The 25,911-nt window shown below is 35.4% G+C and carries 18 protein-coding genes; 7 read left to right on the forward strand and 11 right to left on the reverse strand.

The features are described from left to right. The first annotated feature begins 193 nt into the window (after positions 1-193). Positions 194-4,330, forward strand: coding sequence for a two-component regulator propeller domain-containing protein (locus ACH3PA_RS06830; RefSeq protein WP_416445886.1), 4,137 nt, complete (start codon positions 194-196; stop codon positions 4,328-4,330). Between the two features lie 53 nt (positions 4,331-4,383). Here the strand turns inward: ACH3PA_RS06830 and ACH3PA_RS06835 are convergent, their stop codons facing one another. From ACH3PA_RS06835 to ACH3PA_RS06855, 5 genes are all read right to left on the reverse strand, one after another. Continuing rightward, the gene (locus ACH3PA_RS06835) at positions 4,384-6,576 is read right to left on the reverse strand and encodes an endo-1,4-beta-xylanase (RefSeq protein ID WP_416445884.1); all 2,193 of its coding nucleotides are present in this window, start codon (positions 6,574-6,576) and stop codon (positions 4,384-4,386) included. A gap of 60 nt (positions 6,577-6,636) precedes the next feature. Beyond that, positions 6,637-7,998, reverse strand: coding sequence for a glycan-binding surface protein (locus tag ACH3PA_RS06840; RefSeq protein WP_416445882.1), 1,362 nt, complete (start codon positions 7,996-7,998; stop codon positions 6,637-6,639). A 43-nt stretch (positions 7,999-8,041) separates the two neighbouring features. Next, the gene (locus ACH3PA_RS06845) at positions 8,042-9,673 is read right to left on the reverse strand and encodes a RagB/SusD family nutrient uptake outer membrane protein (protein WP_416445880.1); all 1,632 of its coding nucleotides are present in this window, start codon (positions 9,671-9,673) and stop codon (positions 8,042-8,044) included. 11 nt (positions 9,674-9,684) lie between these two features. After that, on the reverse strand, positions 9,685-12,849 hold the full coding sequence (locus ACH3PA_RS06850; protein ID WP_416445878.1) for a SusC/RagA family TonB-linked outer membrane protein: 3,165 nt from the start codon (positions 12,847-12,849) through the stop codon (positions 9,685-9,687). A gap of 418 nt (positions 12,850-13,267) precedes the next feature. Next, a complete protein-coding gene (locus tag ACH3PA_RS06855) occupies positions 13,268-14,332 on the reverse strand; it encodes a polysaccharide deacetylase family protein (RefSeq protein WP_416445876.1) in 1,065 nt (354 codons plus the stop codon). A 404-nt stretch (positions 14,333-14,736) separates the two neighbouring features. Between ACH3PA_RS06855 and ACH3PA_RS06860 the strand changes: the two genes are divergently transcribed. From ACH3PA_RS06860 to ACH3PA_RS06885, 6 genes are all read left to right on the forward strand, one after another. After that, a complete protein-coding gene (locus ACH3PA_RS06860; RefSeq protein WP_416445874.1) occupies positions 14,737-15,402 on the forward strand; it encodes a DNA-binding response regulator in 666 nt (221 codons plus the stop codon). A gap of 250 nt (positions 15,403-15,652) precedes the next feature. Then, positions 15,653-16,492, forward strand: coding sequence for a tetratricopeptide repeat protein (locus ACH3PA_RS06865; protein WP_416448478.1), 840 nt, complete (start codon positions 15,653-15,655; stop codon positions 16,490-16,492). Between the two features lie 81 nt (positions 16,493-16,573). Next, positions 16,574-17,299, forward strand: a complete 726-nt coding sequence (locus ACH3PA_RS06870; protein ID WP_416448479.1) for a sensor histidine kinase — start codon at positions 16,574-16,576, stop codon at positions 17,297-17,299. Positions 17,300-17,460: 161 nt separating this feature from the next. Continuing rightward, positions 17,461-19,119 (forward strand): tetratricopeptide repeat-containing sensor histidine kinase, encoded by a 1,659-nt coding sequence (locus tag ACH3PA_RS06875; RefSeq protein ID WP_416445870.1) that lies wholly within the window; start codon positions 17,461-17,463, stop codon positions 19,117-19,119. A 261-nt stretch (positions 19,120-19,380) separates the two neighbouring features. Beyond that, positions 19,381-19,947, forward strand: a complete 567-nt coding sequence (locus tag ACH3PA_RS06880) for a DUF3124 domain-containing protein (protein ID WP_416445868.1) — start codon at positions 19,381-19,383, stop codon at positions 19,945-19,947. A gap of 266 nt (positions 19,948-20,213) precedes the next feature. Beyond that, the gene (locus ACH3PA_RS06885; RefSeq protein WP_416448480.1) at positions 20,214-21,695 is read left to right on the forward strand and encodes a potassium/proton antiporter; all 1,482 of its coding nucleotides are present in this window, start codon (positions 20,214-20,216) and stop codon (positions 21,693-21,695) included. A gap of 137 nt (positions 21,696-21,832) precedes the next feature. Here the strand turns inward: ACH3PA_RS06885 and ACH3PA_RS06890 are convergent, their stop codons facing one another. The 6 genes from ACH3PA_RS06890 to ACH3PA_RS06915 all read right to left on the reverse strand — a co-directional run bounded on the left by ACH3PA_RS06890 (position 21,833) and on the right by ACH3PA_RS06915 (position 25,648). Continuing rightward, complete coding sequence (locus tag ACH3PA_RS06890) at positions 21,833-22,057, reverse strand: hypothetical protein (protein WP_416445866.1); 225 nt, start codon at positions 22,055-22,057, stop codon at positions 21,833-21,835. Between the two features lie 212 nt (positions 22,058-22,269). Further along, positions 22,270-23,049, reverse strand: coding sequence for a universal stress protein (locus ACH3PA_RS06895; RefSeq protein ID WP_416445864.1), 780 nt, complete (start codon positions 23,047-23,049; stop codon positions 22,270-22,272). Between the two features lie 15 nt (positions 23,050-23,064). After that, the gene (locus ACH3PA_RS06900) at positions 23,065-23,454 is read right to left on the reverse strand and encodes a hypothetical protein (protein WP_416445862.1); all 390 of its coding nucleotides are present in this window, start codon (positions 23,452-23,454) and stop codon (positions 23,065-23,067) included. An 11-nt stretch (positions 23,455-23,465) separates the two neighbouring features. Then, entirely contained in the window at positions 23,466-23,882 is a 417-nt protein-coding gene (locus ACH3PA_RS06905) for a hypothetical protein (protein ID WP_416445860.1), read from the reverse strand. A 12-nt stretch (positions 23,883-23,894) separates the two neighbouring features. Next, entirely contained in the window at positions 23,895-24,314 is a 420-nt protein-coding gene (locus ACH3PA_RS06910; RefSeq protein ID WP_416445858.1) for a GreA/GreB family elongation factor, read from the reverse strand. 26 nt (positions 24,315-24,340) lie between these two features. Continuing rightward, complete coding sequence (locus ACH3PA_RS06915; protein WP_416445856.1) at positions 24,341-25,648, reverse strand: Glu/Leu/Phe/Val family dehydrogenase; 1,308 nt, start codon at positions 25,646-25,648, stop codon at positions 24,341-24,343. Positions 25,649-25,911: the final 263 nt, after the last annotated feature.

Raw genomic sequence — 25,911 nt, forward strand, 5'->3', positions numbered from 1 at the left:
TTTCCTTGGTATTTTCAATAATCAGAAGTTTTAAAATTGTTTTATTTCGCCAGAGATTTCCATCCTTAATCCATTTTACTTTAAAATCTAATTTTCAATAAAAGCTATTATTCTTGGCAGGTTCTGCTTATATTGAGTGATTAATTTAAGATATTCTCATTTTTGCATAAAATGATTGATTTTTTCAAATTGTATGAATAAATTATTGACACCTATTTTCAGCTTTAGAATTGCTTTCATTCTTTTATTGCTAACGGCAAGCCAATTATGCGCGCAGAATAATCCTTTTCCCGAATATCATTTTGAAGCGCTTAAGAATAACACTACCCAACGCGCCGTAGCCAGTATGTCTCAGGATCAACAAGGTTTTCTATGGATGGGAACTAATGGTCTGGGGCTTAATAAATACAACGGTATTGATTATACAACGTACCAGTTTCATGAGGCAGACAGCAGCAGTATTAGCAATTCACTCATTCATTTTACATACGTTGATAGCAAAAACAGATTATGGATAGGAACTGAAACCGGCCTTGATCTTTACAATAGAGATCAGGACAATTTTATTCATATTAATTTATTAGAGGAATCTGAAGATAGCAGTATTTCGGTTCAGGCAATTCTTGAAGATGATAAAGGAGATCTCTTAGTGGGTACTCATCAATACGGAATGTTTAGGGTAAACCCTGCAACATTAACTTCTGAAGCCATAAAAATAATTGGAATTCCTCAAATAAAAAACCTGCTTATAAACAGCATTGTAAGTTTTGATAATAAAATTCTGGCAGGAACAAGTTACGGTATTCTAGATCTTGATGAAGAAAAGAATATCGTTAAACCTCTGTTTTTTAAAACAGCAAGCGGGAAGGAAAAAATTGCTTTCGCTGTTAAAAGCATGGAGATAGACGGTAAAGGTAGTTTGTGGTTAGGCACAACTAACAGGGGTTTATACAAGATTGATCGCAATGAAAATGGAAGGTATAACATTCAGAACTTCCCTATTACTTCAAAAAGAATTTTGTCTCTTTTAAATACACCGCGAGAAACCATACTCTGCGGGACAGAAAATGACGGACTCTTTGAACTTAACAGAAATGGTAAGATTATTAATCATTACCTCAACAATAAAGCTGATGATAGTGGTATAAAATCTAATTCTATTTGGGATCTTTTTCTTGATAGTCAGCAGCGTATATGGGTGTGTTATTATAATAACGGCGTAGGCGTATATGATAAATTCTATGATAAATTTCGAGACATCGAGAGTAAGCCTAATTACCCTAATTCACTTCAATCAAGTTCAGTAACGGGCATACAGGAGGATGATGCCGGAAGATTATGGATAGGAATGGACGGCGGCGGTATTGACGTATTCAATCCTAAAAGCAACGAGTTTACGCATTTACTTGATCACGATAATAAAATCGCAACCGGGCTTAGTGCTGCAGATGTACAAACTCTTTTTAAGGATAGCGCAGGGAATTTGTGGGTTGGCACCTGGGATTATGGTATATTTTATTTGCAAAAAGGATCAACATCTTTTACAAACTATACAGTTGAGACAACTCATGGTGAAATGGCAACTGATCGTATTCTAAGCTTCTCTGAAGATTCTAATGGAACGATCTGGATTGGTACATTTTTGAGAGGAATTCATTCGTATAATCCTGAATTAAGTAAATTCATTTCGTACGACAAAGAACCTTTTTTAAGTGAAAAAATAAGCTATAGTGATGTTAAAAGAATCTATGTTGATAGCGAGGATAATATCTGGATAGGCGGCAACGCTGGGCTATTTAAATTAAAAGTGAAGCCTGACGAATATATTCTGGAAACGTTGTCATCTCGTTTTTATAGCGGAAATAGCAACAACAAATATTCAAGCCTTGTATTAGATATTTATGAGGACTCTGCTAAAAATATTTGGCTGGGAACAGATGGTGGCGGTCTATGCAAATATGATATGAATAATGATTCATTTACCTGGGTAGACTCCAGCAATGGATTTAATAAAGTGACTGTTGCTTCTATTATAGAAGATGAGTCTGGTGCAATCTGGTTAGCGGGTAATAATGGCTTGTCAAAAATTGATAAACAAGGCCAGGTAATACAGAATTTCTCTACAAATGACGGCTTATTAACCAATGACTTTAACACCAATTCTTCTTATAAAGACAATACCGGTAAGCTATATTTTGGCTCATATGAGGGAATAAATTATTTTGACCCAAAGAACATTTCGGTTAATGAAAACCCTCCTATTGTTTATCTTTCAGACTTAAAGATCTTCAATCAACCGGTTGAGCCGGCCGTAAAGAAGTCTCCGCTCAATAAAGTAGTTTCCCAAACGGAAAAGGTAACTTTTTCGCACGATCAATCTGTATTCACTATTGACTATGCATCAATAGATTTTACGCGTCCTGAAAAGATCAAGTTTGCTTATTATCTGGAAGGTTTTGAAAAAGACTGGAACTATGTACAAAATACAAGAAGCGCTACCTACACTAACCTTCCTGCCGGCAACTACACTTTTAAAGTAAAAGCAGCAAATAGCGACGGCATATGGAATGATAAAGCTGCCACACTTAATATTGAAATATTACGCCCATGGTGGTTTACAAATTTTGCCATTCTTTGCTATATCCTAACTATTGCATTAATAATCTATCTGGCTTTTAGATTTCTTGATGCACGCCTTCGTGCACGGCGAGCTATACAGCAGGAGCGTGAAAAACACCTTCAGGAAGAAGCTCTTAATGATAAGAAAATTCAGTTTTTTACTAACATCTCCCATGAGTTCCGCACTCCGCTTACTCTAATTTTAAGTCCGCTGGAAGATATTTTGAAGGAGAATTCACTACCTGAAAAAATAAAAGAAAAGCACCGCATAATTCACAAAAATACAACTCGGCTAAAACGCCTTATCGACGAGTTAATGGATTTTAGAAAACTTCAGTTCAATAAAATACCCTTAACTGTAACTTCTTTTAATATTAACCACCTCGTTGAAGATATAGTTGATCATTTTCAACAGGAAGCCGGGCAAAGAAATATAGTTCTGTCACTGGAAATAGATAAAACTCTGGAAAACATTTGGGCAGACAAAAGCAAGCTTGAAAAGGTGATTTTCAATATCCTCTCAAATGCATTTAAAAGCACTGCAAACAATGGTATAATCACTCTAACTGTAGGCGTTAAACAAGAGCATTCTTTTAAAATGATCAATACAAGGGTTGCTCAAGAAGCGCTTGAGATTAGTATTGAAGATACCGGCAAAGGTATTCCTCAGGAAGAGTTAAGTAAGATTTTTGACCGTTTTTACCAGATAAAGGAGCTTAACGAGCAATATTACAGCGGCACGGGTATAGGTCTTGAGGTTGTAAGAAGTTTTGTTGACCTGCACAAAGGTGAGATTGATGTAGAAAGCGAAATAGGAGTTGGCACAAAATTTAGAATTCTTATTCCATTAGGAAAAGAACATTACGAGCCATCAGAAATAGGTAATAGCTCAGAAACTACGATTAGAACTCTATCTGAAAACGATTCTGTTGAACAGAAAGCTCCTGAAGAGACTAAAAATCAAAAGCGAACTCTTCTGCTGGTTGAAGATAATATTGAGCTTAGATCGTATATAAAACAGGAACTAGAGAACCAATATAAGGTTATTGAAGCAGAAGACGGTGAGGAAGGTTTAAGACAGGCGGCTAAGTACATTCCGGATATAGTAATTACAGATGTAGTTATGCCAAAACTCAACGGGCATGAGTTCTGCTCATTATTAAAAAATGACCTAAGAACAAGTCATATTCCTGTGCTTATGCTCACTGCAAAGTCTATGGTAGATGATTGGGTTGAAGGTCTTAATGCAGGCGCAGACGCATATTTAAACAAGCCTTTTGAAATGAAAGTAATGCGATCACATTTAAAGCAGCTTATTACAAACAGAGACATCTTATTCTCTAAGTATATGGGTAGTTTTAAAAATTCTGAACTAGAACCCAGCACTTCTATTGATAAAGAATTCATTTCTGGTATCATTAGCTACGTACAGGAAAACATAAGTGAGACAGACCTCAATGTTGAAAAACTTGCTGACGAATTTAGTCTAAGCCGAAGTCAGTTATATCGTAAAATTAAAGCTTTGACAGGGTTGACGGCTAATGAGCTTATACGTAAAATTAGACTTGAGAGAGCTAAAGAATTAATTGAAGAGGGGCAAAACTCAATTAGCGAAATAAGCTACAATGTAGGATTCTCATCTCCTTCGTATTTCTCAAAGTGCTTTAAAGTACATTTTGGAATACTGCCAACTGATATTGGTAATGCATAAAAAAATCGGAGGGTTTCCCCTCCGATTTTCAATCTAACCTAACAACATTACATCTAATCTTGTAATTCTCCTGTGAAATCTGAACTTACATCATAACCTGCAAGTCCATCTGCCACACCTTTATAAGCATGCTTTCTTTCGTAATTAGCATCCCACACATTAGGTGATTCGTCTGGTAACCAGTATTCATGCTCTATTGCACTGTCTGATATATTCCAAAGTGTAATTCCGTATTGTTGTGCTGTAGGAATGTTTTCGCTATAACTATCTAGAACAAATTGATACATATCTGCCTGATCTGCTAATTGATCTGTAGTAGGTGAGGCAGTACCTAAGCGAACATCCAATTCAGATATTTTAACTAGTTTTCCTGTAGCTGCCAGTTTTTTAAACATTTCTACAATATTCTCTCTACTCGTATTTAAAGAAATATGCATTTGAGTACCTATACCATCTACTGTTGCTCCCTGACTTTCTATATACTGAGCATATTCTATCAACCCATCGCACTTAGCTAAACTGGATTCTAAATTATAATCATTAATAAATAATTTATCTGTTGCGTTACCATATTGTCTGGCTAAATTAAAAGCTGTTACAGCATAATCCTTACCCAGATATTTAACCCAGTAAAAATCATCTGTAGCTGGATCTGTAACATTACCATCGCGTAAAGACCCTCCTTCTTTCATAGGTTCATTAACAACGTCCCAGGCTGACACTTCAGTCTTATAATGGCTTACCATTTTAGAGATCCAGTCTTCCATAGCGGCACCGATAATTTCAGCTTTCTCTTCATCAGTTTTTTCAATTACAATGGGTGCAGAACCAGTTTGTACTTCGCCGGTTGTAAGAACCACGTCATCTATATAATATGTGGTTGCAGATTCGCCAAAGTCAAAAACAAATTTAGTACGGTTATCTGATGATGGTGTAATTGTTCTGACTACTTGTGACCAAGTGGTGCCTACTTCTATTCCTCCTGCATAATCGCCTGCATAGTCATCACTCTGAATTTCTACCTGCAATATAGACGGAGATGTAGCTTTAACATAAAAACTAAAAGTATACTCTGTTCCTTGTTCCATAGGCGCACTTAAAGTGTAAACTTGCTGTGCTTCATAACTCTGAGCGGCTGTGGGATTAGTTAATACCATAGCGTATCCAGTATCTCCGTAACCCTCACCTTCTGCAGAAATTGCTCGTGTGGAGCCATTTCCATATCCGTTCCATCCATCTAAATTACCACCTTCAAAATCTCCATTACCAATAACATTAGTAACAGAAGCTTCGGCATCAAGATCGACAACACTAATGTTATCAACATCTATCAAATATGTTACACCTGATAAATAACCCATATCGAAATTAAACATGAAAGTTGTAGCTCCGGCTACAAAATCAGCTGCATTAAGAGTAAATTTCACTTGTTGCCATTCTGACGAAGTTTCAAAAGCTTCAGTTTGTTCTCCGGTTCCATACCAATCAAACCAAGGGTACTGATTACTTAAATTAGCATCAAAAGAGATACGCCCTTTCCCAGGCTGATCTGATTTTATATAAAATGAAACTTCATATGAGTGCCCACTAACTATGGTGATATTTGGTGTTCCTAGTTGCAACTCCCATGGGTTAGATGTTCCGTCTGCAATCATCTGCACGGCTTTAGAATCACTTGATAAACCTTCACCATCAATGACTGAAATTGCAGTGTTCCATGAACCTGCCCATCCATCAAGGGTTCCTGCTTGTAGAGAAGATAAATCAAGAGAATTTGCTCCACTAGAACCAGGTATAACTGTTGGGGCGATCAATCCATTTAAATAGCTGGCATTTTGATTAGCATGCCATACAAGAGTGTGACCATAAACGTCTATGTCCGCCTCATTGGTCATAGCCATAAAGTTGTCTACGTTATTAAAATTTAATTCGCCCTGGGCATTAACCATAGCACCATGCTTCATAGCATAGCCAACAGTGACATCATCAAAATTTTCATTAACTATACTTCTATATGTTTCATCGTTCATATAGAGATCCAGAATTATTCCTGCACCTAAAACATAATCAGTATACGTATTAAGAGCATCATATCTTGTTATTTTCTCCTGTAGTTCCAGAGGCAACTCTGCTGTAGTTACTTTACTTTCTTCAGGCACATCCTGCCACTCCATTATATCATCTTCACAAGATGAAAAAACAACAAAAGAAAGCGCTAATATGAGTATTACTTTAGTGTATTTCATTTCTATTTTTTTTGTTCTGTATTTAAATACTATTGAAAAACCAATTATGTATTATATTTCTCAGTCAGGAAAATCACTAACTGCAGGAGTTTCTAATGATACTATTCTCCAGTTATCTGTGTAAACATTAACAGAAGTAGCAGACGATGGAAATTCTACCTCACTACTGTTTCTTTCAACATCACTAAGTTTTATATCAGAGTTTTCGAAGAAGATACCAAAGTTCTTATAGGTAGCAGATTCACGAAAAGCAAGCAGGTCTTCAAACGTATAGTCTCCTCCATCTTCATATCTGTAAAAATCTGTAAAAGGAATTGTTACGGTTGTCCAGCCTTCAGTTTGAAATGGTTCAATTTCACCGTCAACAATCCATGGTACGTAATTGTAAACACCGCCGGCCCATTCACCTCCATTAAAATTATTTATAAGAAGTATTTTTAAGAAACCGCTCCCCGCCCAAGCATCGGGCACGTAAACATCAAATTGAAAAGCAACCTGATCTAAAGGTGTTGATGCAGGAATAAATGGTGTAAACTGCGTTCTCCAGCTTTCGCTACCCGTTGTAAAAACTTCAGAAGCTCTGTTCTTGCCTGCCTCAAAAGTTTCGATGCGAGCAGGACGATGAGCAACATATGTGCCCTGTGATACATTTCCTTCTCCTATAGAAGCTGATTCTAATTCATCTTGACGGATGGTGTCTCCAAATTCACCTATGGCTCCCATTCCATCAAAGTTGAGAATCACCCCTTCTCTAAAATTGAAAAAAGCCGGAGAATAAGCACCTCCATTAGCAGTCTCTACATAAATAGATCCTCCGCTTTCAGAAACACCTTCTGGCATTGTGACTGTAAAGAACTCACCATCTTCTGTATCGTAAGTTATTCCATTGGTCACTTCAACATCGCCTGGAAAAACCACTTTACTAACCTCAATTAACCCTGTACCGTATACAGTAATCTCTTCACCTGGATTAGGAAGCGTATTAGAAATTTTATTTATAGTAGGCGCAGATGATCTAATCTCAAAAGAAATCATAGCTTCATTACTATCATTTACTAAACGTATCGTGTTGCGAACATCCTCCTCTGCCTCAATTGTAGGCGTATCTCCTGAAACTCTGACTAAAAGAGACGTATCTGATACATAAACAGGGTTAAAAGATGTTTGATAACCATTTATAAATATTCTTTTAAGCCCTATAAAACCTGAACCTTCTATACGCAGAAGCTGTCCTAAACGTGCAAAAGAGATTTCTCTGTCTGGTACCGTTGAGTTTACATCTTCAAGATATACTTTACTTATTGTAATAGGACCTCCTTCAGAATCATCACTGGAGCAACTCGTAAAGAACAATGCGACAAACATAACCCCCAGAAGGGACATGAATATCCATGGTTTTTTAGTTGAAATATTTTTCTTCATATTAATTAATTTTTTAATTGTATTTCTTTCTAAAATTTCAAACTTAAAATAAGTCGGTTATTCTCTCTTCTGTAAATTCGTAAGGAACAGGAGCGTCATTTAATAAAGGGTTCTGTACAACTTCAGACTCAGGATATGGCAAATAAAAAGTTCCTGCGTCTGCAACACCTACAGCTCTTGTATCGCTATCGCGAGTATCATCTAAAGAAACCTGATTAGCCTCTGCATCATAAGTAAAAGCAGGAATAACACCTCTGTCTTGTCCATTTATATAATTGATCACTTCTTGTTGTTTGTAATATGATCTTCTAACTAAATCGTACCAGTATTGTCCTTCCATACATAGTTCTACTCTCCGTTCATGAATAATATCTTCATAAGTAAGACTGGTTTTTTCATCAAGACCGGCTCTTGTACGTAATTCATTTACATACATTAAAGCTGTTGCATCACTTGTACTGGCACCATTACCCAAAGTTGCTTCAGCGTAGTTTAGGTAAACTTCAGCAAGACGCATCATATACGTATTTAAAGCTGAGTTCTGCCTTGAGATTTTAGCATTATCTTTCGTTGATCCCACAACTCCTTTTTTCACATTTACATACGTATTTTCGTGATCAACGGTATACCCGCCATTTGATCTGCTTATCTCAGGATAAAAATCTCCATCTGCCATCCAGGTTGCTTTACGTCGCTCATCATTTGATTCATATTCTAACAATACATCGTATGAGGCTCTTGTATAATATCCATAAGCAGCATCATCTCCTGTGATCTCAGATCCTAGTGCGAAAAATGCCTGATGTGGATTATTAACACCGTAGTCACCATTAGGCACCCATTGAAGAGCAAACATTGACTCTGAGTTGTTGTTATTGTCTACTTTGAATAATTCGGCATAATCTGCCATTAACGTGTAAGGCCCTTCAGAAATAACTTTATCTGCAGCCTTTTTAGCAAGATCTAGTAATGCCTGATCTCTCGTTCCGCTATTTGGATCATCACTTAAACCAGCATAAGAAAGATATAGTCTTGAAAGCATTCCATACGCACTATATTTAGTTACTCGTCCCGATTGAGCCGCTTGTTCAGGAAGATATTTTGCCGCGAATTCCATATCACGTATGGCAAACTCATATACATCGCTTCTCGGGTTTTTATTTACAATTGGGTTATTTACTAACTCTGAAGGATTAGTAGAAATGATAGCGTCTCCCCATAATGAAGCAAGATACCAGTAAGCTGTACCTCTCATAAATCTGGCTTCTGCTATATATTGCGTCTTACTTGTCTCATCTACGGCACTATTTGTAATACCAATTATTACATTATTAGATTGCTGAATAACATTATAAAAAGATCCCCAAGCTTCAACCAAAGGCCCTGTTAATCCAGTCTCAGCTAAATCACTGAATGGATAAACATAATCAGAAAAAGGTGCGTATAAATTATAAGAACGACCGTCTCCTAAACCAAAATAAAATTTATCATTAAAAGAAAACCAAACCCTGTTATAAAGAGGTGCTGTGGCAGCCTGAAAATCTGCTTCAGACTGGTAAAAATTCTCTTTTGTAATTTGATCTTCCGGTTCTATCTCAAGCTCATCTGTACAGCTATAAAAACTAGCGAATAACGTTACTATGAGCAAACTGTATATTATTTTCTTTGTCTTCATATTATTTTTTTTTAAAAATTTACATTTACACCCACTGTGAAAATACGTGGCGTAGGATAACGACCGTTATCAATGCCTGTTAGAAGAGCATCTTGATTTATTGATCCTATTTCAGGATCGTATCCAGAATACTTTGTAAACGTGTACAGGTTCTGGATATTAGTGTAAACTTTAAGGTTTAGCAGTCCGTATTTTTCAACCAAATCTCTCGGGAAATTATAACCCAGAGAAACATTCTGAATTCTCATATAAGAACCATCTTCAACAAATCTGTTGCTATATCTAAAGTTAGAAGTTGACGCCGCAGATGATGCTGCAATTCTAGGCATATACCTGTCGCCACCCACAATCTCTACGTTGCGATAATCTGTTGGGCCATCAGGATTAATCAACGCAAGTTCTGCATATCCTAAAGCTGAATGCAATAAGTTAGTGTTCTCTCTTGGGTTTTCTAAGAAACGTCTTTGATAATTTACCGCTTCATTACCGTAAGATCCTGAAAGTTGAATATTTAGATCAATTCCTTTATAAGTAAATGTGTTACCTATACCAAAGGTGAAATTTGGGGAAGGATTACCAATATAATCACGATCTTGCTCGTTGATCACACCATCATTGTTGATGTCTTCAAAAATGTAATCTCCTATCCATACTCCATTTTCACCTATAGTCAAGCCTTCTGGTAAAGCAGTGGGAACGACATCACCAGCATCGTTTCTGTAATAGAAATCTGTTGCCTCTTCAAAACGACCTATCACTTTATAACCATAGAACTGACCAATAGGCTGGCCAACTGCAGTACGCGTTACAATGGTAATATCAGATCCTTGCTGAAGCGTTCTGTTTAGAATTCCTGTTTCGGTATTTAAAGCCAACACTTTATTTCTGTTTAAAGAGAAAACCAGATTAGATCTCCATAAAAAGTCTTCAGTATCTACGTTTACACTATTTAGCGTAAGTTCAAGCCCCTTGTTCTCTAGTGAACCTACATTTACCCATGGTGCAGAAGTTGAACCCACACCGGTTGTACCCACATAAGCAGGTAACGGTAATTGTAATAACAAATTCTTAGTCTTTTTGTAATATACATCTGCGATAAACTCTATACGATTATTAAAAAGAGCAAGATCAACACCCAGGTTACTAGAATAAGTTGTTTCCCACTGCAAATCCTGATTTGCAGTATTTGCGGCAAGTAATCCTGTTCCCCAATTAGTAGCAGAAGCAGCGTATGTTGAAGTATACGCGTAGTTAGGTACATTTTGATTACCTACAGAACCCCAACCCAAACGAACTTTCAGGTTGTTGATATATTCATTGTCTTTTAAGAAATCTTCATTTGATAATTTCCAGGCCAATGCAGCTGAAGGAAACCAACCCCAACGATTGTCTTTATAGAATTTAGAAGAACCATCGTAACGCAGAGTTGCTGTTAAAAGGTACTTGTCATTATAGGAGTAAAAGGCTCTACCAAAAAGGGAACTAATCGCACTTGTATTACTAAAGTTTGAGTTTCTGGCTGTGGTAGCATCACCAGCATTTAAATCTGTTGCACCGTTTGTTAAATAACCTGTGCGGTAACCGTATAAATTCTCATAATGAGATTCTTGATATTCCTGACCTAATATGGCGTTGATGTTATGTACACCAAAACTACGATCATAGGTTAATACGTTTTTAAAATTCCAGTACTTGCTGTAAGCTTTAGTACGAGAACCTTCTCTAATGTCATTTACTATAGCACCAAATCTGTAAGAAGGGTTAAAAGTATATGTATTTGAAAAATTATAGTCAATAGCATATTCTGTTCTAAACGTAAGACCTTCTATCAAAGTCGCTTCAGCGAAAGTGTTTGCTCTTATACCCGCTCCTTCATTTCTGTTGTCCCTAATACTTGCAAGACCTACTGGGTTATTCTGCACAAATTCGTCAGTATCTGGCCCGTCAAAAGAACCATCAGCATTACGTACTGCAACGTTAGGAGTTTGTCTTAAAGCAGTTAAAATTAATGCTTGGTCTGAAACCGTAGTTTTTTGATGAGAATTATTAAATGCAAAATTGATCCCTACTTTTAAATAATCTTTTACTTGTGAATCAAAAACACCTCTAAGGTTAAATCTGTCAAATGACGAACCCAGAGCAATACCTTCCTGGTCTAAATAACCTATCCCCATTGAGTAAGTACTTTTCTCATTTCCACCAGAAATAGACAAGTTATGACTTTGCATCATGGCTCTTGAGAACATAGCAGCTTGCCAGTCTGTACCATCACCTAATAATTCAGGACGAATAAAGTTAGGATCACGTTGAACGATACCTAAATCTGCTCTTGTATTTTTATGAATTGCATATTCCTGAAGATTTAGCAATTCCAGCTTATTTGGTATTTCCTGAAAACCTACATAACTATCATAAGTGATTGATGCCTGCCCGTTTTTACCACGTTTAGTTGTGATAATGATCACACCATTTGCAGCTCTTGAACCATAAATAGCCGTGGCAGATGCATCTTTTAATACGTCAAGTGAAACAATATCTGACGGGTTTATTGATGCCAGCGCATTTTGACTTCCTGAACCTGTACTACTGTCTATAATAACACCATCTATTACGAAAATAGGTTCATTAGATCCATTAAGTGAGCTAATACCTCGTATGCGGATTGAAGAGCTCGATCCTGGCGCACCACTATTTTGCTGAATTTGCACCCCTGCTGCACGCCCTTGTAAAACCTGATCAATCGTTGTAGGGAGAGATTCTTCAATTGCTTTGCTGGAAACTGAAACCACAGATCCTGTAAGATCGCTACGTTTCATCTTTCCATAACCTACAACTACAATTTCATCAAGAGTAGAAACATCAATGTTAAGTGTTGTACTTATTTCTGTTTGATTATTTACCGGAATCTCTTTGGTTTTAAATCCTACAAAACTGAAAACCAATACACCATCTGCAGGAATATTCTCGATTGTATAATTTCCATCAAAGTCTGTAACCACTCCGTTAGAAGTTCCTTTTAAAAGAATAGAAACCCCGGGCAGTGGTCCGGATTCATCAGTGACAGTTCCGGTGACGGTATTTTGCGCGAACGCAGTAAAAGAAATCAGACTCAATAAGACCACAAGGCGCAAACCTCGAATCTTAGAGCTTAATTCATTAAGTAAATGATTTGTCATTGTCATATTTATTTTAATAACGGGTTTAGACATGGGTCAGTAAATAATTGCTACTATTCTAAATAAGTCAAAATAGACTCACTTTATTAAATTTTCATTTTTGCGAAATCGTTTGAGAGATTCACATCTGTTAAGAAAACTTTCACGTTTACGAACAAATATATTCTCACAGTTATAAAACGAGTAAAACTTTTGTTGCAACTCTTCATCAATTTTGAAGCATTGCCCATAAAACATGGCTATTTCAGTCATAATTGATTCAAAAAATCGGGTAAATCAAGGTAAAAATCTCCTTTTAAGAGGGTGATTTTGGCAATATGTATCATTCTGTAAGGCAGTTATCTTTACTTAAAGCAGAGAAACGACGATATTTTGATAATAAGTTATCGCCGCTTGTCTCTATTGGCTAATCATATTCTTATATTTTCTTAATAGATAGGATACCTGCATCTGGTACGGCATCAAAAATCACATACTTTTTCTCATCACCTTCCTCTATAGAAAAGTTAACGGGCTCACCGTCTTGGGTAACCTCAACTTCTGCCCACGTTAGAGGTATTTCCCTTTTTACTGTAAGCGGATAATTATAGATTGAATCATCAAGGTCATCGGTTAATTCTGCGGTGATTTTGTTTTCGCTTTGCGAAAGCTCATTTGTTGTAGCCGTATCACGCTCTTTTATATATTTAGTAATGTTTACAAAAGTATCTACCCAGTACGTGTCACTATTAGCTGCTAAAAACTGAAGGTGCTCTTCCAGTTCTGCAGATTCAATTGGTGAATAACCGCCATCATTGTCAATCCCGTGGAAAAGATAAACTGCCCAGCCATTTTCATTTAAGGCATTTGCAGCTATTGCGTTAAAACTTTCTGCCGTTTTATTATTAGATTGTGAACCACATAAAAAGGAGCTTATCTTCATAAAATCTGTTGGCGTTGGGGCTTCAACTTGTCCGTCACAATCCCGTGCAGCTATGTAAAACTTTTTTGTGAGTCCGTAATCTTCAGCTATACAATTTGAATAAGCAAATGTTAAACATGCATTCGCATTAAGTCTTTCGTTAATGGCATCACGTGACTCTTCTAGCTCTTTAGCTATTTGTTCTTCACTAAGCTCATCAAAACGAGTATGAGTTACAGAATGTGAAGCAACCTCGTGCCCATTTGCAGCAGCTTTTTTGAGCACATCCCAATTAGGCCCCCAATCTGTAACTGTAAAAAAGGTGGTCTGCATATTGTATGCGTCATAAAGCGGCAACGCAACCGTGAGCTGGTTAGCCGTATTGTCATCCCATGTATGAGTTATGGCGGCCTGAGTAAAATTTTTCCAGACAGCTATTTCATATACAGAAGCGATCGCAGAAGTCTCAGTTGGTGCTGTTTCCAGTTGTGCTTGTGCTTCCGGTTCTGCTGCTACCTGTGCGTCTTTTGAACATGAGAGTAATAAGAGAAGGGCAAAAAAGGTAGAGAATACTACGTTCATAATTTTTAAGTCTTATATATTTTTCAATCGCGATCGAAATCGTTTTCGTGAATTTTTCATTAAATAACAGCTAATAGATACTTCAACAAATATATTTGCGCATTGACAAAACAGGTGAAACATTTGCAGCTAGTGTGTATCATTTTTGAAGCATTTAAGGCTACAGCCCGCTTTTTCAACTGTTGATAAAGCATTTATAGGATCTGGAATTCATTTTTAGCCACAAAAAGTGAGGTTTTTGACGTTTTAGACCGATTTTTTATAAGTAACTTCATTTTATTTCTTGCGAAACGAAATAGGATGCAGATATTTTTAAGAATGAGGAATCCCGTATTGAAGCTTTTAAAAGAACACTTACATTTGACTCTCAACAGAATATGGGTGTGAATGTAAAAGGTAAAGCAATGTTTAAAAAAGTTCTTATAGCCGAAGATTTTGGTAGCATCTCTAAAATGCTTCAGGATCTTTTAACCGAATTAGGTGTGCAAGTGGTAGATTTTGCACAATACTGTGACGATGCTTATCTCAAGTTAAAAAGTGCTACGCTCAAGCAAGATCGTTATGATCTGCTTATCGCAGACCTGTCTTTTAAAGCAGATCATCGTACACAAGTTTATAAGACCGGAGAAGAATTAATTGCTGCCGTTCACAAAGAAAATCCAGACCTTAAGATCATCGTGTTCTCAATGGAAGAAAAATTACAACGGGTGCGCACGTTGATAGAACAGTATGGTGTTAAAAGCTATGTGTGTAAAGGTCGCAATGGTGTAAGTGAGCTTACTCAGGCCATAAGGTCTACCGCAAACGACGAACAATACCTATCGCCACAAATAGCTTGTGCTTTCAATGAAAATCAAAATCTGGAAATTGAAGACTATGATATAGAACTCATGCGCCACCTCTCACTAGGTTATTCAAATAAAGAGATAAGTCAACAATTTGAAATTACAAAAGTTGGTCCCAGCAGTCTAAGTTCTATAGAAAAACGCTTAAATCGCTTACGTATACAATTTAAGGCAAACAATGCCACACATCTGGTTGCTATTGTAAAAGATATTGGTCTAATATAATACATTTTTAAATTGTTATTCCAGGTATTGTAATTCTGTCTCTACTGCCTATGGCTATAGAATTGCTAAAAGAGAAACTAAGCGAAAATAATTTTTTTCAATATTATAGGAGTCTTGCGCTCATATTCAGTTGACATACATTCACTTTCTTTTAATTCGGAATTAGAATTTACTTATCTGCAATGCCTATTACATGAGTGTTGCTTATTTGTACAAGCACATCTTTAATATTTATATCTATTTTAGAGGTATGAAAGTAAAGGCTTATGCACTCCTCTTTTTTATTTTAATATTCACAGCTTCTCAAAACTATGCCCAAAGTCCCATAAAAAAAGATAGTCTACTTTATTACTACCACACTATTAGCAACCCTACAGACTATACTGAATTTCAAAAAGCAACTGCTTTCTTTGAGAACAGAGTAAATATTTCATTACGTAATAGGGATACATTATCTGCCATACAAAATTTACGCCTTATTGCAAATGGACAATCAGAATATGGGTTTCTAAATGATAGTGAGCAAACAGTCGTATTTGCTCTTCGTCTTTTAGAAAATCTTCCTGCTGGCGTGCAGGCAAATTTGCGATTAGGGTTAAATAATCAGTTAGGAATAATTTACAGAAGGCTTAATGATTATGAAGAGGCCTTACTATTTTATGACAAAGCGCTTAGTTTTTCTCAATCAAAAAAAGATAGCATAAGTATCTTTAATAATAAATCTAACATTTATAAAGACTTAAAGCAGTATGATTTAGCAGAAGAAATTTTAAAAGAAACGCTTAAGATCGCTTCCACAGAAAACAAAAAACAATATGCCAGGGTACTTTCTAATTTGGGCTATGTACAATTTAAAATGGGCGATGAAAATGCCTTAAGTTCAATTCAAACCGCATTAGCATATAGAATTGAAGAAAAAGATTTAACAGGTCAATACTCCAGTTACGCTGATCTTACAGAGTATTATATCGCATCCCAAGACTATATAAAGGCTAAACTTTATTTTGAAAAGAGTTATGCAATCGCTAAAAAAATTAATTCTGCAGAATATCTTGCCAATTCATTAGGGCAATACGTACTCATAGATTAAGATCCTCTGATAATTACATTTAAAAATCTAACAGACAGTATAGAGAAAGCGCGCCAACTTAAAGAGAACAAATATGCCGCGATGAAATACGACGTGGATAAAGAAAAAGAGCAGACTCAACTCGCATTACTTCAGAATGCTAAAGAAAAACAGGAGAAAACGGTGTATCTGGGCCTTGTTATTTTCAGTATAATTATTTTTAGTGTTATCATTTATATTATACTCGCTAACCGCAAAAAGAAACAACTCGAGACTATTTTTAATACCGAAACCAGAATATCAAAAAAACTACACGACGAGCTCGCTAATGACACATTTCAGGTTATGGCCCAACTACAAGCATTACCAGAAATACCGGAAGAGATTATTGATGAATTAGATCTAATTTATTCTAAAACAAGGAATATCTCAAGAGATCACAACCCTATATATGAACATACAGACTTTTATGAACAGTTAACCACAATGCTTGCAGCATATAAAAGTGATGATTTTAATGTGATCGTGAAAAATGATCAAAAAATAGAATGGGAAACCTTAAACCCGTTAAAAAAGAAGACGGTTTATATTGTGTTGAAAGAACTAATGACCAATAATAGAAAACACAGCCGGTCAAATTTTGCTTTAATAAGCTTTTCTCAAAAAGGGAATAAATTAAACATCGCATATAAAGACAACGGTATAGGCGGTGATTTAAAAAAGAATAATGGGTTGCAAAATTTAGAGTATAGAATTAAAGCTTTAAAGGGAAAAATTGATTTTAATTCTGAAAAAGAAAAAGGCTTTAAAGTCGATATTCTTATATAATTTCTTCTAAACGGCATAATTCAAAATTAGCCACAAAGACAATACATCTCACGCACATATTTTAAATGCCTGTCTGTCATGACACTCTTCAAACCAACGCACATATAAGTCTAGAGGGATTATACAAGCACATCTTTAATATAAATATTTACTTTAGTAGAATGAAAACCAAGCAGAATTTATTCTTCTTTGTAGTGATAAGCTTCTTCACTTTTCAAACTATACTGGGACAGAATACCTCAAAAAAATCAATTGACAGTTCTTCTTTTTACTACAAGGTTTTATTAAAAACAGAAAATCCTAAAGCTTATAATGATGCCCTGACGTATTACTATGATCAATATAAAAAGCACCTAAAAAATAATCATATTTTAAAAGCTGCTAATGATCTGGAAATAATTGCAAATGGTGAATACAATATTGGAGATTTCGTTGAAAGTGAAAAAACGCTTATTAAAGCCTTAGATCTTCACAAAAACTCTAAATCTTCCATTTCTCAAGACGCCCGAAAAAGGATTTATTCTCTCCTGGGGGTTTTATACAACAATATAAAATGGTACGATAAAAGTCTTGATTTATATTCTCGAAGTTTAAATACTGCTAAAAATAGTAGAGATAGTATATCCATCTTTTTAAATATCTCAAATGTTTTACGTGAAAAAAATAATTTCACTAAATCGATAGACACATTAAAGCACGCTCTAAAACTGGTCGAAAATAATAAAAATCCTTTTTTAAAAGCCTACATACTTGACAACCTTGGTTTCAGCGAATTTCTATCTAATAATAAACAAGGTTTTCAGCATCTTTCAGAATCCCTTCAATTAAGAGAAGAACTTAAAGATACTATTGGGCTTTTTTCAAATTATAGACATCTATCCCATTACTATAAACAAAACTCCAGAGTTGAAAAAGCAAACGTATTTGCTAAAAAGGCTTTGGCACTTTCTAAAGAAATTAAAGATCCTAGCTATGAGCTAGAGGCTTTAAACCTTTTAGCATCTTTAGATAATAATAGAAACACTAATAGGTTTCAATTTTTAAATGATAGTATAGAAAAAGCGCGCCAACTTAAAGAGAACAAATATGCCGCGATGAAATATGACGTGGATAAAGAAAAAGAGCAGACTCAACTCGCATTACTTCAAAATGCTAGAGAAAAACAGGAGAAAACGGTGTATCTGGGCCTTGTTATTCTCAGCATAATTATTTTTAGTGTTATCATTTATATTATACTCGCTAACCGCGAAAAGAAACAACTCGAGACTATTTTTGATACCGAAACCCGAATATCAAAAAAACTACACGACGAGCTGGCTAATGACACATTTCAGGTTATGGCTCAACTACAGGCATTACCAGAAATACCTGAAGAGATTATTGATGAATTAGATCTAATTTATTCAAAAACGAGGAATATCTCAAGAGATCACAACCCTATATATGAACATACAGACTTTTATGAACAGTTAACCACAATGCTTGCAGCATATAAAAGTGATGATTTTAATGTGATTGTGAAAAATGATCATAAGATAGAATGGGAAACCTTAAACCCGTTAAAAAAGAAGACGCTTTATATTGTGTTAAAAGAACTAATGACCAACAATAGAAAACACAGCCGGTCAAATTTTGCTTTGATAAGCTTTTCTCAAAAAGGGAATAAATTAAACATCGCATATAAAGACAATGGTATAGGCGGTGATTTTAAAAAGAACAATGGGTTACAAAATTTAGAATATAGAATTAAAGCCTTAAAGGGAAAAATCGATTTTGATTCTGAACGTGGGAAAGGCTTTAAAGTTGATATTCTTCTATAGCTTTCATAAATAAAAAAAGGCTTCAAAAGTAAACTCTTGAAACCTTTTCTAATGTGGAGAAGATGGGATCAACCAAAAACTGAATTTTTGAGTGTTTATAAGGCCTACGGAATGTTCAAATTTTAAGAACTCTCGAATTCCTCCCTTTCTAAAATTTAACAAACTTTAACAAAGCAACTGAATAAAAGATGCTCGTACATGAGTACAAAAAATATTAAAATCATCCGAAAATTAAAATAAGATGTACTAATTTTCTTTTTTATGATTATAGAAAGAACAATGGGTAGAGAGGCAAAGAATTTTAAGCTACGACAAAGTGAGACAATTACAATAGTATTACTTATTATCGCTATTTTGATAATAAGTTGTAACGAAAATAAAGAAGTTAGTTCGATGAACCCAGAAAACTGGTCAAAACGAAGCGCGGTAATAAATACAGAGGATTCGCTTGAATTCGGAAAATCTTATCTTTCTATTTATTCCCAGATTTACAGTCTTTCAGAACATAAAACGCACAATTTAACAGCAATGGTAAGTTTAAGAAATACCAGCGATTCCGATACCATTTATATTTTAAAAGCGGAATATTACGACACTCACGGGAAATCAATCAGAAAATATTTTGATAATCCCATCTTTTTAGCACCAATGGAAACCACAGAGATAATCATAGATGAGATAGACACCTCTGGAGGAACAGGCTCAAATTTTATTTTTGAGTGGAATATTCCACAAAACAGTCCAGAACCATTATTTGAAGGAATAATGAGTTCAACTATGAGTCAGCAAGGACTTTCATTTACTACACACGCAGTACGAGTCAAATAACGTCTGAATACATTTGTTATTTTTGCTGTCATCGCCCTGTTATCAATTTCTGCATATCTTGAAACTACCAAAGTATCTTATGGAATTGATAAAAAGAAGAGGACGGCTCGTGCGTCTATTACTTCTCGTTTAGTTTTGGAACGGCTTCAAAATTTCATGTGAATTACCTCTTTTAATGGACAATCAAAAGTTTCTTAAGAAGTAAAACCTGATCAGGAAAATATAGTTACACTTATCTTTGTGAATAACACATAATAAGAAATATAATGCATTTAACAATTGAAAACATATTATTAGTTGGGTCATTATTACTTCTTGTAAGTATTATTGCAGGTAAGACTTCTTATAAGTTTGGTGTTCCTACTTTATTACTCTTTTTGGCAATTGGAATGTTGGCAGGTTCTGATGGAATAGGAGATATTCATTTTGATGATCCTAAACTGGCTCAATTCATCGGGATAGTATCCCTTAACTTTATCTTATTTTCTGGGGGGCTCGATACTCATTGGACAACCGTTAAACCTATTCTACGTGAAGGAATTGCATTATCCACTTTAGGGGTTTTGCTCACAGCAATTTCTCTTGGCAGCTTTGTATGGTTTGTTACGGACTTCACTATTTATGAAAGTCTGTTATTAGGTTCCATCGTGTCATCAACAGATGCAGCAGCCGTATTTTCAATTCTACGTTCAAAAAGCCTCGCCTTAAAAACCAATCTTAGACCCACTTTAGAATTAGAAAGTGGTAGTAACGACCCTATGGCATATGTGTTGACTATTGCATTTTTAACTTTGGTAGTTAATCAAGACAAAAGTGTAATATCTATAATCCCAGTATTTTTACAACAAATGATTCTGGGTGGTATCGTAGGTTTTGCCTTTGGTGTAGTGAGCAAATTCATCATAAATAAAATAAAACTCGACTTTGAAGGGCTTTATCCTGTTTTGGTTATCGCCCTCATGTTCATTACATTTTCTGCCACAGATTTTGTAGGTGGTAACGGATTTCTAGCCATTTATCTTTGTTCAGTCTACTTAGGTAATCAGGACCTGATACATAAAAAAACCATTTTAAAAATGTTTGATGGTCTAGCTTGGTTAATGCAAATTGTTTTGTTCCTCACTTTGGGTTTACTTGTTTTTCCTTCTCAAATCATCCCGTATATGGGTATTGGGCTACTCATTTCATTATTTCTGATATTTGTTGCTCGACCTATAGGCGTATTTCTTAGCCTTATGTTTTTCAAAATGAAACTGAGACGAAGACTTTACATTTCCTGGGTTGGATTGCGTGGCGCTGTTCCTATTGTGTTTGCAACTTATCCGCTTCTGGAGGGAATTGATAAGGCGCATATGATTTTTAACGTTGTGTTCTTCATTTCGGTTACCTCCATTTTAATTCAAGGAACGACCCTTTCAATTGTTGCAAAATGGCTAAATGTTTCATTACCCGAACAAGCAAAGAAATTGACTCCAACTGATTTACTATTGGCAGAAAATCCTAAGGCCGAAATGAAAGAAATGTTAATAACTCGTGACTGCTTTGCAGTAGATAAGAAAATTGTAGAACTAGGCTTTCCTAAAAATGCGATAATAGCAATGATTAAAAGAGATGATAGCTATATAATACCAAACGGTACAACAAAAATTGAAGCAGATGACATTCTAATTGTTCTTGCTGACAGATCTAGCATTTTTGACGAAGTAGACAAAACATTTAAAACATACATACGTCCAGACAGAGTTTAATTTACAGACCCGTCATTTTAGCATTTTTATTATATTCAAAAATACATAGATATGTATATCAGAATATTTTGATTCTAATACTTTGTATAAAACCGTTTGGAAATAAAGCCTGGTATTTCTTATAATAAAGAAATCAATTAAATAGCTTCTGGCCTACCATTGAGTCTTACCTCGATTTTCTTCTTTTTTGCCGTCAGTCTTTTCATCAACTCCATTAAATCGGGATCATTCGTTTCTTTATATATTTCATTAATACCTAAAATAAATCGTTTTGCTTCCCGGGAGGCATTAATACGATCGCTCGTAGACATATTGCTCATCTTTGACTTTTCAAAATCAATAGCTTCTTGTACGATATTCATATTCATTTTTTTCAAAATAATCATATTGCAAATTTAATTAATAAAAATTTGGGGTTCATTCATCATCACTTCCCTTCAATAATGAAAAAAATATGTATATATTTCAATTCTATTAAATTTTTCTATTACCAATCTATATAATTTAACGTTAGCTGTGTAGTGCGATTAACGGTGTAGCTTCGAAAGGACCCAGATTGATTATCCTGGATTGACTAAGACCATATCTTCTCCCAAAAATCTGGTTTTCTGTCTATAACGCATATTATATATTCTGAATGGCTATTAACAAAATGTTTTAAATCATCTTCTGTTTCTAGATATTCTGTACTTATTGAGATTCCTGTATACACCTCTATCTGAGAACAAACTTTTTTCACATTAGTGGTTTGGATAGATGTCCTGCTGCTTAATCCACATAAAACGACGAGCTTGACTGTTCCTTTAGTAATTTTAACAAGCTCGTACCAATTGGCAATTTTGGCTTCAGGCATTTCGATTTCGAAGTTGGAAACCAATACGAATTCCGGACACTTCTTTAAATGTGCAGAGGAAGGTATTATCATAACAGGACATTCCCTGATATTTTCCAGTACTCTTTTTGCATTTTTGCTATATCTATCAACTTTGTTATCTATCCTGTTTTTTAAGGTAAGAATCACTAAATCTATATTAACTTCTTTAATAGTTTTCCTGATACCTTCAATCAAATCGGAACATTCAGAAATTGCATTGAATCGGTGCTTTTTATTATGACTGGTTAGAGTGAATTTTTGAATTGCACCGCCCAAACCATCAATAGAGTCATTTTTTGGTTTTTCAAACCAATCATCATCTGCTTGCAGAAGTTGTATGGCATTTAATCCCCCAATATTATAGGTATATGTATTGAGAAAATAAAATTCACACTCCTCTCGTTTAAAGAATTTAACTGCATATTCAATAGCATGGTATCTATTGAATTTGAAATCGAGTGGTATAAGAATCTTTTTCATAACGCTATTTATTTTTTATCTCCGTTGGTACTTAGATAAGTTTATATAAATTATTTTTTTAAGATCTCTGAACTCATTTATCAACACGGAATAATGATCTCTTTTTTTCTCATGTTCTTTAGCTCTGACCAAATCATATTCCCGCTTTCCATATTCCAATTCTTTTCTTAATTCTTGCTCATACTGACAAAGGGAACCCATTACCAAAATGCTTTTTCTTCGCAATCCCTGAAGGTTAATCTGAATAGATCCACTTTTAATGAGTTGTTGCTCAATTAACTTTAAATAATCGAGCTCAGAATTGATGCTTTCAATTGTTTCAATCCATTGGCTCAATTCAATGAGATCCTTTTTGATGCATAATTTTCTATGAGACTCAATTTTAAAAGACAATGTGATTTCCAATTGTGCTTTACTTAATCATTAATCAATGAAAACTTCCCTTTCACTTTACTAAAAAATTCATCCTTCAATCTTCTGTACTTATCTAAATGGTATAAATAACTGCGCCTGTAACTTTCATGATCTGTGATAAATGCCATATCGCATTGTGTATCTTCACACTCGACTATTCCATCTCTTGAACTCATATAGTTGTGGAGCGCACTCAATAACGTATCGTTTTCAGTTTCTTTCTTTTTAAATTTTTGAAGAATGCTTTCATCTTCCAGTTTTTTGCTCAAATCATTTGCACATAAATCAATAAGATTTTGCAATTCCTTCTTGATGTATTTTAAGTGGTTGATCCAATTATCTAGTTCTATGGTATTTATCTTATGGCTCACATCTACTTCGTGATCATGATTATATATTTGTGTTTCAAATGCTTTCATAATGTTCTCTTTTTAAATAGGCACTTCGATTCTTTTCTGATTCTCATCTTGTTTTACAACTTCAATTTTAAGTTCTTGCCTTCCATTCGGAAATTCCCACTCAAATGTATCTTCTTCTGAATAACCTAATAGGGCTGCGCCCATTGGGGTAAGAATTGATATCTTATCTTGTTTAAAATCCTTCTCTAAGGGTATAACAAGTTGTAAAGATTTTTTCCATCCTTTATTCGAAGAAACCGTAACCGAACTGTTGAAACGAACAACATCTTCGGGCATATCTACTTCATCTACTATCATTGCACTTTTTAATTCTTCAAATAGTCTTTCCACTGATTTTCTAGTTTCTAGATCTTCCGCATAACCCGAAATATTTAGTATGCGCTTTAAATACACATACTCCTTCTTTTCTATTATTAAACTTCCGTACTTCATTTCTTTATATATTTTAGGATTATACTTTATGGGAAAATACCTCTTTGGATGTAGGCCTTTTCAATGCGTTTAATGGCGATGCAATAAGCTGCCGTACGCATATCAATGGATTCACGTTCAGAATACTCATAGACTTTGTCAAAAGATTCTTTCATCTTTTTATGAAGTTTTGTTATGACTTCGTCCAGTTGCCATAGCTCACCGTTACGGTTCTGTAACCATTCAAAATAGCTGCCAACCACTCCACCAGAATTGCACAATATGTCTGGGATAATGGTTATCCCACGCTCTAACAAAATTTTCTCACCCTCAACGTTGGTAGGTCCATTAGCACCTTCAGCTATTAAACGCGCGTTGATTTGTGGGGCGTTATTTTTTGTAATCTGATTGCCCAGTGCTGCCGGAATACAGATGTCGCATTGAATGCCAAAGAACTCTTCTTTATCTACTGCGTATGCTTCTGAAAATCCACCAATACTCCCATTATTAGATGTAATATAATTTGAAAGTTTTTCTACATCAATACCGTTTTGATTTTCAATACTGCTCCAGGCATCCTGCACTGCCACTAATATCGCACCTTCTTTTTCAAGAAAATGGGCTGTCCAGTAGCCTACATTACCAAAGCCTTGAACGATAAACTTTTTACCTTCAAGAGTTTCATGATTACGCTGCATCCAAAATTTTATATTCAAAAACACTCCGTATCCTGTAGCTCGATCACGGCCTTCGAGACCACCACTGCCATCGGGTTTACCCGTGACCACATGCTGGTTAGCACTGCGCTCTGCCGGCGGACGCGTGCTCATATAAGTATCCGCAATCCATGCCATAGTCTGACTATTCGTATTTACATCTGGAGCCGGAATATCATGCTCTGGCCCAATATTATCTGCTAAAGCAAACGTAAACCTTCGGGTTATACGTTCTAATTCCCCCTGAGAATATTTTGAAGGATCTAACTGAATACCTCCTTTACCACCACCGTAAGGCAGACCTGCAAGAGAGGTTTTCCAGGTCATCCACATGGCAAGGGCTCTTGCTGCATCAATATCAACTGTGGGATGGTAACGCAAACCACCTTTGTATGGACCTAGTGCATTATTGTGCTGTACCCGGTAGCCTGTAAAAATCTCCACTTCGCCGTTGTCCATTTTTACCGGAAAATTGACTAGAATCTCATTATTGGTAATACTCAATATCCTACGAATATTGGGATGAAGATCTATTCGGTCAGCAGCTCGGTTAAATTGCTCCATCACATTATTCATCATCCCTTTTAAAGGCAATTTTTTGATTGAATTCTTTGGTTTTACTGTTAACATATTCATCATCTTTTTTATTTTAAATGTATTTAATACGTCATCAATGCCTCTTCTAAGAATCCCATAGCCCTTGGAAACACATTGAAAGACTTTTTAATCTTATAGTTAATATTCAATTAGCGGCTGACATTTTCTGGATGTTGCTCTCGAATATTCGATTGTTTAGATTGTGATAAAATAATTTCTTGAACCACTTCTGCATCATATTCGCTGCATGACCAAACTTGGCTCTTTTGATCAGTTAGCACACAGGTTTCCCGATGCATGCACGT

Source organism: Leeuwenhoekiella sp. A2 (assembly GCF_047946655.1).
In the GTDB taxonomy this organism is placed as follows: Bacteria; Bacteroidota; Bacteroidia; order Flavobacteriales; family Flavobacteriaceae; genus Leeuwenhoekiella.

Bases quoted from the DNA above. Each gene is read 5' to 3' on its own strand.
- ACH3PA_RS06865 (WP_416448478.1), top strand. From the start codon at position 15,653: ATGAAAGTAAAGGCTTATGCACTCCTCTTTTTTATTTTAATATTCACA.
- ACH3PA_RS06915 (WP_416445856.1), bottom strand. From the start codon at position 25,648: ATGATGAATATGTTAACAGTAAAACCAAAGAATTCAATCAAAAAATTG.
- ACH3PA_RS06845 (WP_416445880.1), bottom strand. From the start codon at position 9,673: ATGAAGACAAAGAAAATAATATACAGTTTGCTCATAGTAACGTTATTC.
- ACH3PA_RS06875 (WP_416445870.1), top strand. From the start codon at position 17,461: ATGAAAACCAAGCAGAATTTATTCTTCTTTGTAGTGATAAGCTTCTTC.
- ACH3PA_RS06910 (WP_416445858.1), bottom strand. From the start codon at position 24,314: ATGAAGTACGGAAGTTTAATAATAGAAAAGAAGGAGTATGTGTATTTA.
- ACH3PA_RS06870 (WP_416448479.1), top strand. From the start codon at position 16,574: ATGAAATACGACGTGGATAAAGAAAAAGAGCAGACTCAACTCGCATTA.
- ACH3PA_RS06860 (WP_416445874.1), top strand. From the start codon at position 14,737: ATGTTTAAAAAAGTTCTTATAGCCGAAGATTTTGGTAGCATCTCTAAA.
- ACH3PA_RS06855 (WP_416445876.1), bottom strand. From the start codon at position 14,332: ATGAACGTAGTATTCTCTACCTTTTTTGCCCTTCTCTTATTACTCTCA.
- ACH3PA_RS06885 (WP_416448480.1), top strand. From the start codon at position 20,214: ATGCATTTAACAATTGAAAACATATTATTAGTTGGGTCATTATTACTT.
- ACH3PA_RS06895 (WP_416445864.1), bottom strand. From the start codon at position 23,049: ATGAAAAAGATTCTTATACCACTCGATTTCAAATTCAATAGATACCAT.
- ACH3PA_RS06830 (WP_416445886.1), top strand. From the start codon at position 194: ATGAATAAATTATTGACACCTATTTTCAGCTTTAGAATTGCTTTCATT.
- ACH3PA_RS06835 (WP_416445884.1), bottom strand. From the start codon at position 6,576: ATGAAATACACTAAAGTAATACTCATATTAGCGCTTTCTTTTGTTGTT.
- ACH3PA_RS06850 (WP_416445878.1), bottom strand. From the start codon at position 12,849: ATGACAAATCATTTACTTAATGAATTAAGCTCTAAGATTCGAGGTTTG.
- ACH3PA_RS06840 (WP_416445882.1), bottom strand. From the start codon at position 7,998: ATGAAGAAAAATATTTCAACTAAAAAACCATGGATATTCATGTCCCTT.
- ACH3PA_RS06905 (WP_416445860.1), bottom strand. From the start codon at position 23,882: ATGAAAGCATTTGAAACACAAATATATAATCATGATCACGAAGTAGAT.
- ACH3PA_RS06880 (WP_416445868.1), top strand. From the start codon at position 19,381: ATGATTATAGAAAGAACAATGGGTAGAGAGGCAAAGAATTTTAAGCTA.
- ACH3PA_RS06890 (WP_416445866.1), bottom strand. From the start codon at position 22,057: ATGAATATCGTACAAGAAGCTATTGATTTTGAAAAGTCAAAGATGAGC.